The sequence below is a fragment of the Cryobacterium sp. AP27 genome, assembly GCF_056680495.1.
Genome location: NZ_CM155285.1, coordinates 2,159,690 through 2,174,411, shown reverse-complemented (window position 1 = coordinate 2,174,411; position 14,722 = coordinate 2,159,690). Strand labels below are relative to the sequence as shown.

Below are 14,722 nucleotides of genomic sequence, written 5' to 3'. Positions count from 1 at the left end.
TCAGCCCGTGAGGTTCACCGTGAAATTGTTGAAGTTCCCCGTGCACTTCTCGCGCATGCCCACCCGGCGCGAGTCGGTCGAACTTGTGTTGATGCACCAGTCGAACACCCGCGGCGGAACGAACTCCGTGAATTCGCCGGCCCACTCAGCCCCGTCAGCAGCGTGCGCGTAGTAGTACGAGCACGCGTTCAGCGCTGTGAGGTCACCGCCGTACACCACCGAGGTTTGACCCGGCTCGATGCGCCACCATCCCTTCTTCTCCCAGTTGCCTCCGTCGCTGCAGTTAGGGTGGTGCCATTCGAACATGACCCAGACGGTTCTCGAGTACCTGTTGCAGAACGCAAACATGTCAGCTCTCCCGTCGCTCTTCGGCGGAGGCCGTGTCGCGCGGATGCGCCCGGTCGCGCCGGACCGTGTCGTCCAGTCCTTCGGGCGAGCCGGAGTCCGTTTCCTGACCCGATGCCGCTTCGTCCTGCCCAAAGCGTGCCGATGTGTCTACGTCCGGACCGCCGAAGTCTTCGACCGGGTCCACACGCACGTATTCTTGCCCACTCGCCATCAGCGTTTTGCTCCTTCTCTCACGTGGCCCCTCTGGCCAGTGACAGTGAACTCCGCGCTGCGTTACCGGGACGTTATTCGGGGCGGGAGAAGGCTTTCCAGGCGCGGTGAAAACGCGCCACGGCATCCGCTGCCCGAAGCTCCTCCCGGGTGTACAGGCGACCATAGCTGAAGGTGGGCTCGCCGTTGCGGTGCGCCTGCTCGGTGAAGCGGGTGAGCAGAAGGTCACGGGCGATCACGCTGTCCTGGTGCTCGCCGAGGATGCTTTGCAGCTTTTGTGCGTCGGCGGCCAGACGTTTGGCGCTTTTGCGCCGCACGGGCAGGGCCGTTTCTGCGGCGTAGCGGAGGCGTTTCGCGCTCTTGCGCACCTCGTGCAGGGCGCGGTCGTGCTCCGGGCCGGCCGGTACATGTTTGGCCGCGCGTACCGCGGTGCGCACGCGTTTCCAGTCGCGCGCGAGCAGGCCGGGCACCACCGTGCGCGCCGAGGCATAGGCGAGCCTGGTAAAGCGTGGCGCCGCGAGTAGCTCGTCGAGCTCGTCGAGCAGTCGAAAGTAGCGGGTGCCGTCGAGCACCGACTGAAGATCGCCTCGGGCGGCCTCCGTTCGGTCCGCGAACTGCGCGGCAACGCGTTCGGCGACCGGACCGAGCAGCAGCTTGGCCGGCTCCTTCGCAATGAGCTTCAGCAGGCGGGCTTCCTGCACGTGCTCGTCTCGGGCGCGGCCGAGCGAGCGCGCCAGCCATTGCAGTTCTGCCCGCAGCCGGGTGGTGGCTTGCTCGTCGGTGAACAGGGGAGCGTACGTGGCGAGGGCGGTGCGCAGGCGGCGGGTGGCGATTCGCATCTTGTGCACGGCGTCGGGCTCGTCTTCACGCACTCGGGGGTCCTGCTCGGTGAGTGCGGACACCTGTTCGTGCGTGTAGGCAAGCAGAACTCCGGCCGCGGCGCCGGACGAGGTGGCCGCCGGAACGCCGGCCGGCTCAGCCGGAAAGCCGTCGCCGAGCGCCCGCCCGAGCTTGGAGGCATGCACCGAGGGGCGGATGCCGTCGGCGGCGAGCAGCTCGCGGCTCGCGTCGAGCAGGGAAGCCGGGCCGTCGACCAGCTCGACCTCCCATTCACGCCAGGCCGCATGCTGGGGGCTCGGCACGAGCCGGTCGGCCTCCACGCGGTCGTCGCAGACATCGGCCAGGGCCTCGCCGTCGAGTCCGCGGAGCCGGTGCACGATGCGCCGGGTGCGCAGCAGCACGACCGCCACGAGAGGGCGGTCGCGCACGTGCACCCGCACGAGGCGTACGAGCGATTCGGGCACCGTGGCGGAGTCCCCGGTCAGCGGGGCGTGGATCTCCTGCCGCTCACCGGCGTCGATCGGCAACTTGAGGTGCCAGCCCGCATCGTCGCCGCCGGCGCGACGCCGCAGGGTGATGTGGTGGGCGGCGAGTACGAGGCTCTCGGTGTCGAAGTACACCGCCTCCAGGTGATGCTCCGTCGGCGGCTCGACGGTCTTCACGCCCGGCAGATTCCGCAGCGTCGGCAGCGTCGCCTGCTCGTCGACGTCAAACTTCAGTTCAATCTCACGTCCGCTGGAAGTGTCCACACGTTAGCCTATCGCCGGGGCTCCGCCGGTGGGGATGTTCTCCGGCACCGATGCCCCGGTCGCACGCGTTACGCGGCCGGGTCGGTTCCGGCGAGCCACAGGTCCGGGCCGAAGACCTCATAGTGAATGTGCTTGGCCGGCACGCCAGAGGCCAGGGCCTGCGAACGGATCTTGCGCATGAATGGCAGCGGCCCGCACAGGTACATGGACGCGTTCGCCGGCAGGGTCACACCGTCGAGGGACATGAAGCCGGCGTGCGACTCCTCGGTGGGCTTCTCCAGCCACAGTTGCATGGTGGCGTCGCCCAGGTGGGCGACGTCGGCGTTCATCTGGTCGCGCAGAGCCCACCGCTCCATGGTGCTCTCGGCGTGCAGCACGAGAACCTCACGCTTCGAGCCGGCGTCGGCGAGCGAGCGCAGAATCGACGCGCTCGGCGTGCAGCCGATTCCGGCGGAGGCCAGGATGAGCGGGCCGTCGTCTTCGGTGAGGGTCACGTCGCCGCAGGGGTGGGAGAGCGTGAGCTGGTCGCCGACCTGCACGTCGCGGTGCAGGGCGGGGGAGACCTCGCCGTCGGAGTCGAGCTTGGTGGTGAAAACGCGCACGTCCGTGCCGGTACCGGCCGAGAGGGTGTACTGGCGAACCTGGCGGATGCCGTCGGGCATCATGACCGTGACGCTCACGTACTGACCGGGCTTCGACGCGGACACGGGGGTGTCGTCGGCGGGAACCAGGGTGAACGTGAGCGCGTCCGTGCCGGCCGCTTCCTTCTTGGTGACGGTCCACGGGTTGAGGGCCTTCGGGCTGGCGAGCCCGGCGTACAGTTCCGTTTCCTGCTTGATCAGGGCGTGGGCCATGAGCCAGTACACCTCGGTCCAGGCGTCGGCGATCTCGGCGGAGATGACGTCGCTCAGTTCGTCGGCGATGGCCTCGAACAGGTACTTGTAGACGATGTCGTACTGCTCGGGGCGGATGTCGAGCGATACGTGCTTGTGCGCGATGCGGGAGAGCATGATCTCGGGGGCGCTGTCGGGATTCTGCACGAGGTGGCTCGCGAACATGGCGACGCTGCCGGCCAGGGCCTGCTGCTGGGTGCCGTTCTTCTGGTTGGACCGGCTGAACAGCCCGTCGAACAACTCAGGGTGGGCGGTGAGCATGCGGTGGTAGAAGTTTTTCGCGATGGCGGGCATCCGCTCGCCGACGATGGGGAGGGTGGCTTCGATGATGGGTACCGACTGGACCGAAAGCATGGGGACTCCTTTGTGTGGGGACGATCCCAAAAGTAACATTTCATATGCCGAATTACGGGCCTAGTTCTACGATATGTAGAAATTGGGGTCTTAAGTCCCGGACGCTCGGGTGAGCAGCGTGACGGGCGCCGGGCCGGACGTGCGGCTGTGCAACATATCCGCGATCACGAGGTCGTCGAGCTCGCTGTAGAAGGCCTCACGCGCGCGGCGCAGCGCGCCGCGCAGCTGGCAACCGGCAATGAGCGGGCACGTGCCCGCGTGGGTTTCGCAGCCGGCGAGGTCGAGGCGGGTGTCGAGCTGGCGCAGCAGCCATCCCACCGTGGCCGTTCTTCCGAACGCGCTGATCTGCACGCCCCCGGTGCGACCCCGCACCACATCGACCATGTCGAGTTCACGCAGCCGGCTGATGGCCTTGGTCACGTGGTTGTACGGGGTCGCGACGCCCTCCGCAATGGTACGGCTGGTGACCAGCGCCGGGGTGGGCTCGGCGGCCAGTACCATGACCACCCGCAGGCAGACATCCGAAAAGGCGGTGATTCGCATGACCTCAGACTACGGCCGAGTGCGGGCGGGCCCCGAATGCGGGAGAATAGCGCAGGTGACGATGGACTCCGGGGCGATATTTGAGGTAATCCGTTTTGTGGACCTCGCCGGGGTGCTCGCCAACGCCATCCTCGGCGGTGTCGCGGCCCGATCCGCTCGCCTCGATATCGTGGGCTTCGTCGTTCTGGCCATTATGTCGGGCCTCGGCGGCGGCATTATTCGCGACACGCTGCTGCAGCAGGGACCGCCCGCGGCGCTCACCGACTCGGCGTATCTCATCACGGCGGTTCTCGGAGGGGTGATCGCCTACTTCGTCACCTTCAACGGGCGGTGGTCCCGGCGCCTGCTGATGCTGCTCGACGCGCTCGCCGTGGGATGTTGGTCGGCCGTGGGCGTGCAGAAGGCACTCGACGCCAACCTCGGCTGGCTGCCGGCGATTCTTCTCGGCATCACCACGGCGGTGGGTGGTGGCATGGTGCGCGACGTGATGCTGCTCAAGGTGCCCACCATCTTCGGTGGCAACACGCTGTATGCCACGAGCGCAGTGCTCGCGAGCGTGGAAATGGTGATCATGAGCAAGCTCGGGTTTGTGGCGCTCGGCACGGCGGTGGCCATTCTGAGTGGCGCGGTGCTGTCGCTTCTCGCGCGCCGCTACGGGTGGGTGCTGCCCACCGGTTACGCCCTCCGCATTCCCAAACCGATCTTTCTGATCAATCCGCGGGCCTGGCGCGAGCGTCGCCGCAGCGCTAAACGGCGTTTCGACCTCGAATAGCGCCACCGCTTTCCTGCCCGCCCGCTTTCCTGTCCGCCCGGGTTGCGAACCGCGTCTATTGCGGCGCGATGGCCGCCGGGTTGAGCGCCGCAAGCGTGGCCTCATGCAGCAGACCGTTGGTGGCCAGGGCGTTTCCGTGCCAGACGCCCGGTTCGCCGCTCACCGACGTGAACATGCCACCGGCCTCCTGCACGATCGGGGCGAGCGCGGCCATGTCGTAGGGTTGCAGGTCGAACTCGCCCACGATGTCGAGGTGCCCCTCGGCGAGCAGCATGTACGACCACATGTCGCCGTAGGCGCGGGTGCGCCACACCTGGCGCGACAGGCTCACGAGGGAGTCGAGGTGCCCCGCCTGGTCCCACTGCTGAATGCTGTTGTAGCTGATTGATGCCGCGGCGAGCGAATCCACGCCGGACACCTGCAGCCGGGTGGGCGCGGCGTCGGGCGTGCGTTCGTCCGTGGACCAGGCACCGCCGCCGAGGTGGGCCCACCAGCGTTTGCCGAGGGCGGGGGAGCTCACGACTCCGACCGAGGGGACGCCGTCGATCGCCAGGGAGATCAGTGTCGCCCAGATAGGGATTCCGCGCAGAAAGCCGGCCGTGCCGTCGATCGGGTCGATGATCCACTGCCGCTGCGTGGAGCCGGCGGTGCCGAACTCCTCGCCGAGGATTCCATCGGCCGGGCGGTGCGTGGCGAGCAGGTCGCGGATGGCTCGTTCGACGGCCTGGTCGGCATCCGTTACCGGGGTGCGGTCGGGCTTCGTGGTCACCACCAGATCGAGCGCGGTGAAGCGGGCCCGAGAGATCGCATCGGCGGCATCGGCGAGGTCCAGGGCGAGCTGCAGGTCCTGGGCCAAAGAGAAGGTTTCGGGCGTAGTTTGGGCGTCGGTCACGCTCTCTAGGATAGTAATTCTGAGGCAGGACACGCGGGCGGCGTCTCGATTGGCGCCCGGACTATTTGGGGTGTTAGGGTTGAACGTTCCCGCAGGTCGCCCTGCAGAAATAACACGCACCTCTAGCTCAATTGGCAGAGCAACTGACTCTTAATCAGTGGGTTCCCGGTTCAAGTCCGGGGGGGTGCACCACGCTACGACAAGCAAGGCCCGAATCGCGCAGAGCGCGGTTCGGGCCTTTTTTGTGTGCTCGCCGGCTCGCCTACGCGGAGTCGCGCAGTACCAGGCGGGTGGGCATGATCGTACGGAGCGGCACCTGGTCGTCCGTGTCGCCGGCGAGTCGGCGCAGCAGGATGTCCGCCATCGCGAAACCCATCTCGTCCGAGGGCTGGCTCACCGTGGTGAGCTGCACCGGACCGGACGTCGCCGCGGGGCTGTCATCGAATGACACGACGGCCACGTCCCGCGGGACGGAGCGGCCGCGTGCGTGCAGCACGGCCAGTGCGCCGGTGGCCATCAGGTCGCTCGCCACGAACAGCCCGTCGACGTCGGGGTACCGCTCGAGCAACCGTGCGGTCGCGGCCGCCGCGCCGGCAGCCGTGAAGTCGGCGGATTCGACGGCATCCGTTGGCATTCCGACGCGTTCCAGGGTGCGGAGAAAACCGCTCAGTCGGTCGATGCCGGCCGGCATGTCCAGGGGGCCGGTGATCGAGCCGATTCGGCGCCGGCCGATGTCGATCAGCCGCTGGGTGCCCGTTTCGGCGCCGGCCGCGTTGTCGACGTCGACGAAGTACGTGTTCGTGCCCGTGATCGTCGCCGGCCGGCCACCGAACACCACCGGCATCGTGGTTTCGAGTTCTGCCACGAAATCGTCACCGGTGTGGTGCGAGATGATCAGCGCACCGTCGACGTTGCCCGAGCGCAGGTAGCGCATCGTCTTGTGCCGGGGATCGCTCGACGCGACGAGCAGGTTGAGCGTGTAATCGCTCTCGTCGAGGCGCCGGGTGATGCCCTGTACGACGGCGGCGAAGTACGGGTCTCCGAAAAACCGGGTCATGTCTTCGGGCACCACGAGCGCCACGGCCTGGGTCTGGTGGCTGGCGAGCGAGCGGGCCGCGCGATTGGGCACGTAGTTGAGTCGTTCGACGGCCGCCGTAACCGCGGCGACGATGTCCGCCCGCACCTTGGGCGACCCGTTCACCACCCGGCTCACCGTGGCGCGGGACACGCCGGCCTCCTCCGCCACCATCTCCAGGGTCGGCTGCGAGGGACGCGTCTGGCGCACACCGATAGTCATCTGCTCAGTCTATTTGCGCCCGCCGCGGCTGTCAGCCGCGGGGGAGGACGCGGGAGCGGATGATGTCGGCGTAGGCGAGCCCGCTGTCTTTCACGGTGCGTTCCTGCGTCGCGTAATCGACGCGCACGATCCCGAACCGCTTCTCGTAGCCCCACGCCCACTCGTAGTTGTCCATCAGAGACCAGTAGAAGTAGCCCTTGACGTCGACGCCCTCATCGATCGCGTCGAGGACGGCGCCCAAATGGCTCGTGAGAAACGCCGTGCGCTCACCGTCGTGCACGCCGCCGTCGGGGGCGACGACATCGTCGTAGGCCGCGCCGTTCTCGGTGACGTAGACGCTGGTTCCGGCCGGGGCAGCGTACTCGGTGTTCACGCGCAGCAGGAGCTCGCGCAGCCCGTCGGGCTGCACCTCCCATTGCATCGCCGTCAGTGGCAGCCCCTGCGGGTGGTTGTACACGCCGTCGGCGGCCGGAAACGGGGAACCGGTGGGTCGGCCGGTGGGCGCCTCTCCGACAAGCGGATGCTTCGCCGGCCGGTCGCTGAGCAGCTCGCCGTGGTAATAGTTCACGCCGAGTGTGTCGATGGGCTGGCTGATCTGGGCGAGGTCGCCGTCATGGATGTGGTCCTCGAGTCCGAGACCGGCCACATCCGCGAGCAGGTCGTCGGGGTAGGCGCCTCGAAAGATCGGGTCGAGGAAGAAACGGTTGAACTGGCCGTCGATGCGGCGCGCGGCATCACGGTCGCCCGCGCTCGCCGGGTCGACCGGCTTGGCCACGGTGAGGTTGAGCGTTATGCCCAGCTCGAGGTCGGCGTCGCGTTCCCGGAGCGCTTCGATGGCGAGCCCGTGGCCGAGCAGCAGGTGGTGCCCGGCGGCGAGGCCGTCGCGTTTGCTCTGCCGTCCGGGTGCGTGCACGCCGGCCGTGTAACTGAGGAAGGAGGAGCACCACGGTTCGTTGAGGGTCGTCCACACGCCGACGCGGTCGCCGAGCGCGTCGTGCACGTTGAGGGCGTAGTCCCGAAAACGCAGGGCGGTGTCGCGGTTGGCCCAGCCGCCCTTCTCCTCGAGCGCCTGCGGCAGGTCCCAGTGGTACAGCGTCAGCCATGGCTTGATGTTCGCGCCGAGCAGCTCGTCGACCAGGTGGGAGTAGAAGTCGACGCCGTCCCGGTTCACCGGTCCGCCGTCCGGCTGCACCCGGGACCAGGACGTAGAGAACCGGTAAGTCTGCAGGCCCAGGTCTTTCATCATCGCCACGTCGCCCTGGTAGCGGTGGTAGTGGTCGCAGGCCACGTCTCCGTTGTCGTCGTTGATCACGGCGCCGGGGACGCGGCTGAAGGTGTCCCAAATCGAGTCGGTGCGCCCGTCTTCGTGAGCGGCGCCTTCGATCTGGTACGCGGCCGTGGCGGCGCCGAAGAGAAACTCGCGGGGGAAGGAGCGTGCATCCGTTGTGTTCATGTTGATTTCTTTCGTGAGAGTTGCGTGTGCGTTTGTCATCCCTTGACCGCGCCCTGCATGATGCCGGCGACGAGCTGCTTGCCGAGGAAGATGAAGACCACGATCAGCGGGATGATCGACAGCACGACGCCGGCGAGCACCAGCGAGTAATCGACGTAGAAGGCGGCCTGCAGTTGCTGCAGTGCCACGGGGAGGGTGGGGTTTCCCGGGCCGAGCACGATGAAGGGCCAGAAGAAGTTGGTCCAGGTTCCGATGAACGTGAACAGGGCCAACATCGCGGCCGCCGGGCGGGCGGCCGGGAGACCGATGTGCCAGAAGCTGCGGATCATGGAGGCGCCGTCCACGCGCACGGCCTCGATCAGCTCGTCGGGCAGGGCATCGCGCAGGTACTGGGTCATCCAGAACACACCGAACGCGGTGACCATGGCGGGTGCGATGACGGCCCAGAGGCTGCCGGTCCAGCCGAGCTTGGCCATGATGATGAAGAGGGGCACGATGCCCAGCTGGGTGGGAACGGCCATGGTCGCGATCACGAAGATGAGCAGTCCCTCCCGTCCGCGGAACTTCAGCTTGGCGAAGGCATAGCCGGCCAGGGTGGAGAAGGTCACGACGCTCAGCGAGACGGCGGTGGAGACGATGATGCTGTTGCCGAGGGCCTTCCAGAACGGGATGCTGTCGATGACGGTCGCCGCGTTGGCCAGGAAGTTGCCGCCCGGGATCCACATCATGCCGTTTTTATTCAGCGCCGCGGCATCCTGGCTGCCGATCAGGAAGGACCACCAGATCGGAAAGGCCGACCCGAGCAGTACCGCGATCAGGATTCCGTAGACCCAGATTCCGGGCCGGCGGTCGTGGCCGCCGATGATGCGCTTACTCATGAGATGCCTTTCGAACGGATGCGCATCTTGCGATCGGCGGAACTGGCGATGCGCCGGGTGATCACGAAGTTGAGAATGGCGATGACGATGATGATCAGAAACAGCAGCCACGCCACGGCGGAGGCCCGGCCGAAGTTGCGCTGGCCCCAACCGAGTTCGTAGATGTAGAGCGTGAGCGTCTGCCACTGCCGGTTGGCCCCGCCCTGGCCGGCCTGGTCGAACATGCGGGCCTCGTCGAAGATCTGCAGGCCGCCGATCGTGGAGGTCAGAATGACGAAGATGATGATCGGGCGCAGCAGCGGAATGGTGATCGACCAGAAGGTGCGCAGTCGGTTGGCACCGTCGATGATGGCGGCCTCGTAATAGTCGCGGGGGACCGCCTGCATGGCGGCCAGGAAGATGAGGGTGTTGTAGCCGGTCCAGCGGAAGTTCACCATCGTGGCGATGGCCATGTGGCTGGGGAGCACGTCAACGTGCCAGCGGATGGGCTCCAGCCCGAGGCTCATGATGCCGCTGTTGATGAGGCCGTAGCGGTCACCGAACAGGTCGTTGAAGATGAGCGCGACTGCAACCGGCGCCACCACGTACGGGAGCAGCACGCCCATGCGCCAGAAGGTCTTGCCGCGCAGGTTGAAGTCGAGTACCCCGGCAATGGCGATGGCCGCGATGACCTGGGGAATGCTCGAGAGCAAAAAGATGCTGAACGTGTTGCGCAGCGATGTCCAGAAGTAGGGCTGCGAGAGAACGGTGACGAAGTTCTCCAGGCCGACGAAGTCGCCCTGGCCACCGATGAGGTCCCAGTCGTGTAGCGACACCCACGCCGTGTACAGCAGGGGGAACAATCCCATCACGCCGAAGAGAAGAAAGAACGGCGAGATGTAGAGGTACGGCGAAAAGCGCACATCCCAGCGGCTGAGCGTGTGGCTAAGGGCGATGCGACGGATGCTGCGGGCATTGACCTCGACGGCGGCGGCGGTAGTCATGGATAATCCTTGCGTCTGTGTTCTGTAGTCGAGCGGGGGGAGACCGGGGTCTTCTCCGCAGTCGTTGGCTGAGGCCGTCGGGGTCGAGTGACCCCGACAGCTTCAGACCGCACGGCGGCTGGTTAGCCGAGCGCCTTCACGTCAGAGACCCACTGGTCCCACGACTCGTCGGCGGTCATGGTGCCGTCCTCGACTCGGGTGAGCGCCTGCTGCATCGCGTCGTTGATCGGGAAGTAGTTGATTCCCTTGAACGGCGTCACGTCGACGGCCGCGGCGCGGTTGGCCAGAATCTCGCCCGTCGGTGCGTTGTTGAAGAACTCGTTCGTCGCGCCGAGCAGTTCATCGCTCTTGAGGGCGTCTACCTGGCTCGGGAACGTGCCCTTCGACGCGAACGCCTTGAGCTGCTGTTCCGGGGCGGTCAGCCACGCGGCGAGCTTGGTGGCTTCTTCCTGGTGCTCGGACTGGTTGGGAACAGTCAGGTACGAACCGCCCCAGTTGCCGCCGCCGCCGGGGAACGTGTCGGCGATGTCCCAGCCGGTGACGCCTTCGGCGTTACCGGAGATGACGCCGAGCATCCAGCCCGGGCAGAGCATCGTGGCGAAGCCGTCGTTCTGGAAACTCGCGGTCCAGTCGTCACTCCACTGGCTCATGTGCGCCGACAGGGTGCTGCTGGCAGCGAGAACGCTCGTGTATGCCTTCTTCACCTCGGGGTTCTCGGTGGCGATGACCGTTCCATCGGACTTCTCGTAGGCGTTGGGAATCTGGTTGACGACGCCCTGCCAGGTTGCCCCAGCGGAGTCAAACCACGGCGTGGTAGCGCCGGCGGCGGTGAATTTCTCGCCGGCGGCGTAATAGCTGTCCCAGCTGTCACCGAGAAGCGTGGCAACTTCGGCGCGATCGGTGGGAAGGCCGGCCGCGGCGAACAGGTCGGAGCGGTAGCAGACGGCCTCCGGGCCGATGTCGGTGCCGTAGGCGATCAGGCGACCGTCGGCGTCGGTGGCCGCTTCAGACTTCCAGTCCAGCCAGCGATCCTTGACGTCGACCGCGGACAGGTCGGCGAACTGGTCGGAGTACTCGAGGAGCTCGGGCAGCCAGTCGACCTCGATTGCTTCGACGTCACTCAGGCCGCTGCCGGCGGCGAGGCGGGTGGTGAGGTTGTCGCGGGCCGCGTTGGAGGTGGCCGCCTTCTTGTGCGTGATGGTCACGTTCGGATTCGCGGCCTCGTACTCGGCGAAGAGGTCGTCGTAGCCGAATTCGTTGAACGTGGCGACGGTCAGTTTCACCTTTCCGTCCGAGGACTGCTCCGAGCCGGAGCCGGCCGAACAGCCGCTCAGAACCAGTGCGAAGGTTGCTGCTCCGGCGACGGTTGCTGCAAGTGTGGTGCGCGGGAAACGCTTCACGGTCACTCCCTTGTGTGCGTGTAGTGGAATGTGAGAGCGCTCTCTCTCGATGCTGTGAGAGCGCTCTCACAGGTGATGTTTACTTTAGGACACGCTCGCGCGGAATGTCAAGAGAGCGCTCTCACACATTGCCGGGCGTGCTGGTCTGTCGAATGTTCCCGGTGCCGCTACCGTGGACTCAGACCGAGCAAGGGAAGCCAGATGTCGGAAGCCGCACTTGACCCCATCTCGTCGATCGCGCCGCTGCTCGCCGGTCGGGCCGCCGCCAGTCAGCGCTGGTCACACCTGATGTTCCTGCACTGGCGCGTCGACGCCGAACTGGTTGCGCCGCTTCTGCCGGCCGGGCTGGTTCCCGACGAGTTCGACGGCACGAGCTGGGTCGGCTTGATACCGTTCGTGCTCGATCGCGCCACCGTGTTCGGCGGCCCGCCCATCCCGTATTTCGGCACGTTCGTCGAAGTCAACGTGCGGCTGTACGCGGTGGACGTGCAGGGCCGCCGGGGCGTCGTCTTCGTGTCGCTGGAAGCGTCTCGCCTCGCGGCCGTGCTCGCCGCGCGCGCCCTGTTCTCGCTTCCGTACATGTGGTCGCGCACGAGGCTTCAGGTTGCTCCCGGTCACGCCAGGGGTCCGCAGCTGCGCTACACCGCCCGGCGCCACGGCTCGGCGGTGGCGCACTCCGACATTGTGCTGCGCCCGAGCACCCGGCCGGTCACCGGCGACCCGCTCGCCGACTTTCTGACCGCGCGCTGGGCCCTGTTCACCCGCCGGCGCGGGCGCACCGTGTACCTGCGCAATCGGCATGACCCGTGGGAGCTGTTTCAGGCCGACCTGATGCGGCTCGACGACACCTTGCTCGCCCTGGCCGGTTTTCCCGGGCTGACCGATCGACCCCCGGATTCCGTGCTCTATTCGCCCGGGGTCACGACCTGGTTCGGCTCCGGCGGTTGAGCGCCGGCGACGACGCCGAAACCCGACTATCGCCCCAGATCGTGCCGCACATCATCCCTGGTGAGCGGATGCTGATGCCGTGCGGGCAGAGGCCGACCAGTTTCCGCTGCGCATAAGGCTCCCGCGAGAGCACGGAGCGGCCTGCGCGCCGTACGGTGGAGACACCGTACTGATTCGCCAGCTCGATCCGTCCCAAGCCCCGAAGGTCGCGCCATGCCCCTGCTGATCACCGCCACCGAACTCGCCCGGGAACGGGCCGCCTCCGACACGCTGCGAATTCTGGACGTGCGGTGGAGGCTCGACCGCCCGGACGGGCGACCCGCGTACCTCCAGGGGCATATTCCGGGAGCGGTATACGTGGATCTGGACGCTCAGCTGGCGTCGCACGGGGCGCCCACCGCCGGTCGGCATCCGCTTCCGACGCGTGACGCCCTCCAGGACGCGGCCCGAGCATGGGGCATCAACCCGGGCGACAATGTCGTGGTCTACGACGACCTGAACAACTTCTCGGCGGCGCGGGCCTGGTGGCTGCTGACGAATGCCGGCCTCGGCAACGTGCGGCTGCTCGACGGGGCGCTGCCGGCCTGGACTGCCGCCGGTTTCGAGCTGGCCGCCGGGACGGAACCGGTCACCCCCGGCGAGGTCGAGCTCGGCTGGGACGAGCTTCCGGTGGCGACGATGGACGAGATCACGAACTTGACTGAGACCGGAGTGCTGCTCGATTCCCGGGCGCCCGAGCGCTATCGCGGAGACGTCGAACCGGTCGACCCGCGTGCCGGCCACATTCCCGGGGCACGCAACGCGCCGGCCACCCACAACGTCGACGCCGATGGCCGGTTTCTGCCCGCGGAGCAACTGCGCGAGAAATTCCTGGCCGCGGGGGTGCAGGAGGGGCACCCCGTCGCCGTCTACTGCGGCTCGGGTGTGGTCGCAGCGCACAACGTCGTCGCGCTGACCCTGGCCGGATTCGTGCCGATCCTCTATCCCGGGTCGTTCAGCCAGTGGTCGAACCACGCCGACCGCCCCGTGGCCGTCGGACCGACGCCCGGGGGCGACGCCGACTGACCCGGACGCCGACTGCACGTCCGACCGATCGGCGCCCTGGACCGACGCCGGTCAGGTCGCGGGAGTCGCTATGGTGTCGGCGGGCGAGCATCCGCAGGAACGCCGAATGACGAGTTCCCCTTCGAAGCGCCGGTGATCGTGCGGGGAGGGCGACGTTCCGGTGAGCTGGGCGACGGCCGCGGCGCCCATCGACAGAACGGGCTGACGGAGCGTGGTCAGCGGCGGCCAGGAATACTCCGATTCCGGTGACCCGTCGAACGACACGATGGCCAGGTCGCCGGGAACATCCACACCCGCCTCGTGCATGGCACGCAGAGCGCCGACGGACTGCATGTCCGAGCTGATGAAGACCGCATCCGGCCGCTGCGTGAGGGCGGCGAGTTCGAGACCGGCCGCGTATCCTCCCGGGCGGGTGAACGGGGAGAAGAATGTGGGTCCGGGCTCCAGCCCGGACTGCGTCACCACGGACCGCCAGCCGCGAAAGCGCGCATCGTCCGGCTGCGCCTGGCCGATGAAGGCGATGCGCCGGTAGCCGTGGTCGACGAGGTGCTGGGTGGCCACCCGGGCCCCGGCCTCCAGATCCATGCCCACGGTGAGAGCATCCTCGAGTGAGGTGTCGTGGTTGAGTAGCGCCCACCGGATGCCGGCCGCCTGGAGCGCCGCCACGTCGGTTTCGTCCACAGCGGTGGCGATGAGCACGCCGTCGACCTGGCGCGAGGCGAGCGACTGGAGGTGCTGCAGGGTGCGCCTTTTCGTGTCATCGGAGTTGACGATGAGCACTTCGTAGCCGGCCGGGCCCGCCGCGGCTTCCACCGCCTGGCAGAGTTCGGCGAAGAACGGGTTGGAGCTGTCGGGAACGATCACCCCGATCAGGCGGGCCGAGCCCATTTTCAGTGCCCGGGCCGACGCGTTGGGGGTGTATCCGAGCAGGCGCACGGCCTCGCGCACGCGGGCGGCCGTCGCCGGGGCAACGGATGACCCGCCGTTGAGCGTGTAGCTCACCACGGCATCGCTCACCCCGGCGTACCGTGCCACGTCTTTACGTGTGACTTTGCGCGAGCTTGCGGCCGGCAGTGACGTCATGGGCTGAGGCTTTC

The 14,722-nt window shown here is 67.3% G+C and carries 15 protein-coding genes and 1 tRNA gene; 4 read left to right on the top strand and 12 right to left on the bottom strand.

What is annotated here, in order from left to right; translation table 11 throughout:
- The 5 genes from AC1MB9_RS10380 to AC1MB9_RS10360 all read right to left on the bottom strand — a co-directional run bounded on the left by AC1MB9_RS10380 (position 1) and on the right by AC1MB9_RS10360 (position 3,937).
- Positions 1-348, bottom strand: a complete 348-nt coding sequence (locus AC1MB9_RS10380) for a DUF1036 domain-containing protein (RefSeq protein ID WP_479961879.1) — start codon at positions 346-348, stop codon at positions 1-3.
- Position 349: 1 nt separating this feature from the next.
- Positions 350-559: a hypothetical protein gene (locus tag AC1MB9_RS10375; RefSeq protein ID WP_479961878.1), complete on the bottom strand. Its 210-nt coding sequence runs from the start codon at positions 557-559 to the stop codon at positions 350-352.
- Positions 560-632: 73 nt separating this feature from the next.
- Entirely contained in the window at positions 633-2,147 is a 1,515-nt protein-coding gene (locus tag AC1MB9_RS10370) for a CYTH and CHAD domain-containing protein (protein ID WP_479961877.1), read from the bottom strand.
- A 68-nt stretch (positions 2,148-2,215) separates the two neighbouring features.
- Positions 2,216-3,394, bottom strand: a complete 1,179-nt coding sequence (locus AC1MB9_RS10365) for a globin domain-containing protein (protein WP_479961876.1) — start codon at positions 3,392-3,394, stop codon at positions 2,216-2,218.
- 90 nt (positions 3,395-3,484) lie between these two features.
- Positions 3,485-3,937, bottom strand: coding sequence for an RrF2 family transcriptional regulator (locus AC1MB9_RS10360; protein ID WP_479961875.1), 453 nt, complete (start codon positions 3,935-3,937; stop codon positions 3,485-3,487).
- On the opposite strand from AC1MB9_RS10360, the gene AC1MB9_RS10355 reads away from it, so the two are divergent.
- Positions 3,936-4,709 carry a trimeric intracellular cation channel family protein gene (locus AC1MB9_RS10355; protein ID WP_479961874.1) on the top strand — a complete coding sequence of 258 codons (774 nt, stop codon included), beginning with the start codon at positions 3,936-3,938 and terminating at the stop codon, positions 4,707-4,709. The genes AC1MB9_RS10360 and AC1MB9_RS10355 overlap by 2 nt on opposite strands.
- 55 nt (positions 4,710-4,764) lie before the next feature.
- Here the strand turns inward: AC1MB9_RS10355 and AC1MB9_RS10350 are convergent, their stop codons facing one another.
- Positions 4,765-5,601 (bottom strand): inositol monophosphatase family protein, encoded by an 837-nt coding sequence (locus AC1MB9_RS10350; protein WP_479961873.1) that lies wholly within the window; start codon positions 5,599-5,601, stop codon positions 4,765-4,767.
- A 116-nt stretch (positions 5,602-5,717) separates the two neighbouring features.
- Between AC1MB9_RS10350 and AC1MB9_RS10345 the strand changes: the two genes are divergently transcribed.
- Positions 5,718-5,793, top strand: a tRNA-Lys gene (locus AC1MB9_RS10345).
- A gap of 70 nt (positions 5,794-5,863) precedes the next feature.
- Here the strand turns inward: AC1MB9_RS10345 and AC1MB9_RS10340 are convergent.
- The 5 genes from AC1MB9_RS10340 to AC1MB9_RS10320 all read right to left on the bottom strand — a co-directional run bounded on the left by AC1MB9_RS10340 (position 5,864) and on the right by AC1MB9_RS10320 (position 11,618).
- On the bottom strand, positions 5,864-6,898 hold the full coding sequence (locus tag AC1MB9_RS10340) for a LacI family DNA-binding transcriptional regulator (protein WP_479961872.1): 1,035 nt from the start codon (positions 6,896-6,898) through the stop codon (positions 5,864-5,866).
- 31 nt (positions 6,899-6,929) lie between these two features.
- Complete coding sequence (locus AC1MB9_RS10335; RefSeq protein ID WP_479961871.1) at positions 6,930-8,351, bottom strand: GH1 family beta-glucosidase; 1,422 nt, start codon at positions 8,349-8,351, stop codon at positions 6,930-6,932.
- Between the two features lie 35 nt (positions 8,352-8,386).
- Positions 8,387-9,229 (bottom strand): carbohydrate ABC transporter permease, encoded by an 843-nt coding sequence (locus AC1MB9_RS10330; protein WP_479961870.1) that lies wholly within the window; start codon positions 9,227-9,229, stop codon positions 8,387-8,389.
- Positions 9,226-10,212: a carbohydrate ABC transporter permease gene (locus tag AC1MB9_RS10325; protein ID WP_479961869.1), complete on the bottom strand. Its 987-nt coding sequence runs from the start codon at positions 10,210-10,212 to the stop codon at positions 9,226-9,228. Before AC1MB9_RS10325 ends, AC1MB9_RS10330 begins: the two co-directional genes overlap by 4 nt.
- Before the next feature lie 122 nt (positions 10,213-10,334).
- Complete coding sequence (locus AC1MB9_RS10320; protein ID WP_479961868.1) at positions 10,335-11,618, bottom strand: ABC transporter substrate-binding protein; 1,284 nt, start codon at positions 11,616-11,618, stop codon at positions 10,335-10,337.
- 195 nt (positions 11,619-11,813) lie between these two features.
- Between AC1MB9_RS10320 and AC1MB9_RS10315 the strand changes: the two genes are divergently transcribed.
- Positions 11,814-12,560, top strand: coding sequence for a YqjF family protein (locus AC1MB9_RS10315; RefSeq protein ID WP_479961867.1), 747 nt, complete (start codon positions 11,814-11,816; stop codon positions 12,558-12,560).
- Positions 12,561-12,773: 213 nt separating this feature from the next.
- On the top strand, positions 12,774-13,625 hold the full coding sequence (locus AC1MB9_RS10310) for a sulfurtransferase (RefSeq protein ID WP_479961866.1): 852 nt from the start codon (positions 12,774-12,776) through the stop codon (positions 13,623-13,625).
- A gap of 51 nt (positions 13,626-13,676) precedes the next feature.
- On the opposite strand, the gene AC1MB9_RS10305 is transcribed toward AC1MB9_RS10310, so the two are convergent.
- On the bottom strand, positions 13,677-14,708 hold the full coding sequence (locus tag AC1MB9_RS10305) for a LacI family DNA-binding transcriptional regulator (protein ID WP_479961865.1): 1,032 nt from the start codon (positions 14,706-14,708) through the stop codon (positions 13,677-13,679).
- Between the last annotated feature and the right edge of the window lie 14 nt (positions 14,709-14,722).

Excerpts from the sequence above, each read along its gene's own strand:
- AC1MB9_RS10380 (WP_479961879.1), bottom strand. The coding sequence starts at position 348 with ATGTTTGCGTTCTGCAACAGGTACTCGAGAACCGTCTGGGTCATGTTC.
- AC1MB9_RS10375 (WP_479961878.1), bottom strand. The coding sequence starts at position 559 with ATGGCGAGTGGGCAAGAATACGTGCGTGTGGACCCGGTCGAAGACTTC.
- AC1MB9_RS10365 (WP_479961876.1), bottom strand. The coding sequence starts at position 3,394 with ATGCTTTCGGTCCAGTCGGTACCCATCATCGAAGCCACCCTCCCCATC.
- AC1MB9_RS10355 (WP_479961874.1), top strand. The coding sequence starts at position 3,936 with ATGACCTCAGACTACGGCCGAGTGCGGGCGGGCCCCGAATGCGGGAGA.
- AC1MB9_RS10360 (WP_479961875.1), bottom strand. The coding sequence starts at position 3,937 with ATGCGAATCACCGCCTTTTCGGATGTCTGCCTGCGGGTGGTCATGGTA.
- AC1MB9_RS10340 (WP_479961872.1), bottom strand. The coding sequence starts at position 6,898 with ATGACTATCGGTGTGCGCCAGACGCGTCCCTCGCAGCCGACCCTGGAG.
- AC1MB9_RS10335 (WP_479961871.1), bottom strand. The coding sequence starts at position 8,351 with ATGAACACAACGGATGCACGCTCCTTCCCCCGCGAGTTTCTCTTCGGC.
- AC1MB9_RS10330 (WP_479961870.1), bottom strand. The coding sequence starts at position 9,229 with ATGAGTAAGCGCATCATCGGCGGCCACGACCGCCGGCCCGGAATCTGG.
- AC1MB9_RS10325 (WP_479961869.1), bottom strand. The coding sequence starts at position 10,212 with ATGACTACCGCCGCCGCCGTCGAGGTCAATGCCCGCAGCATCCGTCGC.
- AC1MB9_RS10315 (WP_479961867.1), top strand. The coding sequence starts at position 11,814 with ATGTCGGAAGCCGCACTTGACCCCATCTCGTCGATCGCGCCGCTGCTC.
- AC1MB9_RS10310 (WP_479961866.1), top strand. The coding sequence starts at position 12,774 with ATGCCCCTGCTGATCACCGCCACCGAACTCGCCCGGGAACGGGCCGCC.
- AC1MB9_RS10305 (WP_479961865.1), bottom strand. The coding sequence starts at position 14,708 with ATGACGTCACTGCCGGCCGCAAGCTCGCGCAAAGTCACACGTAAAGAC.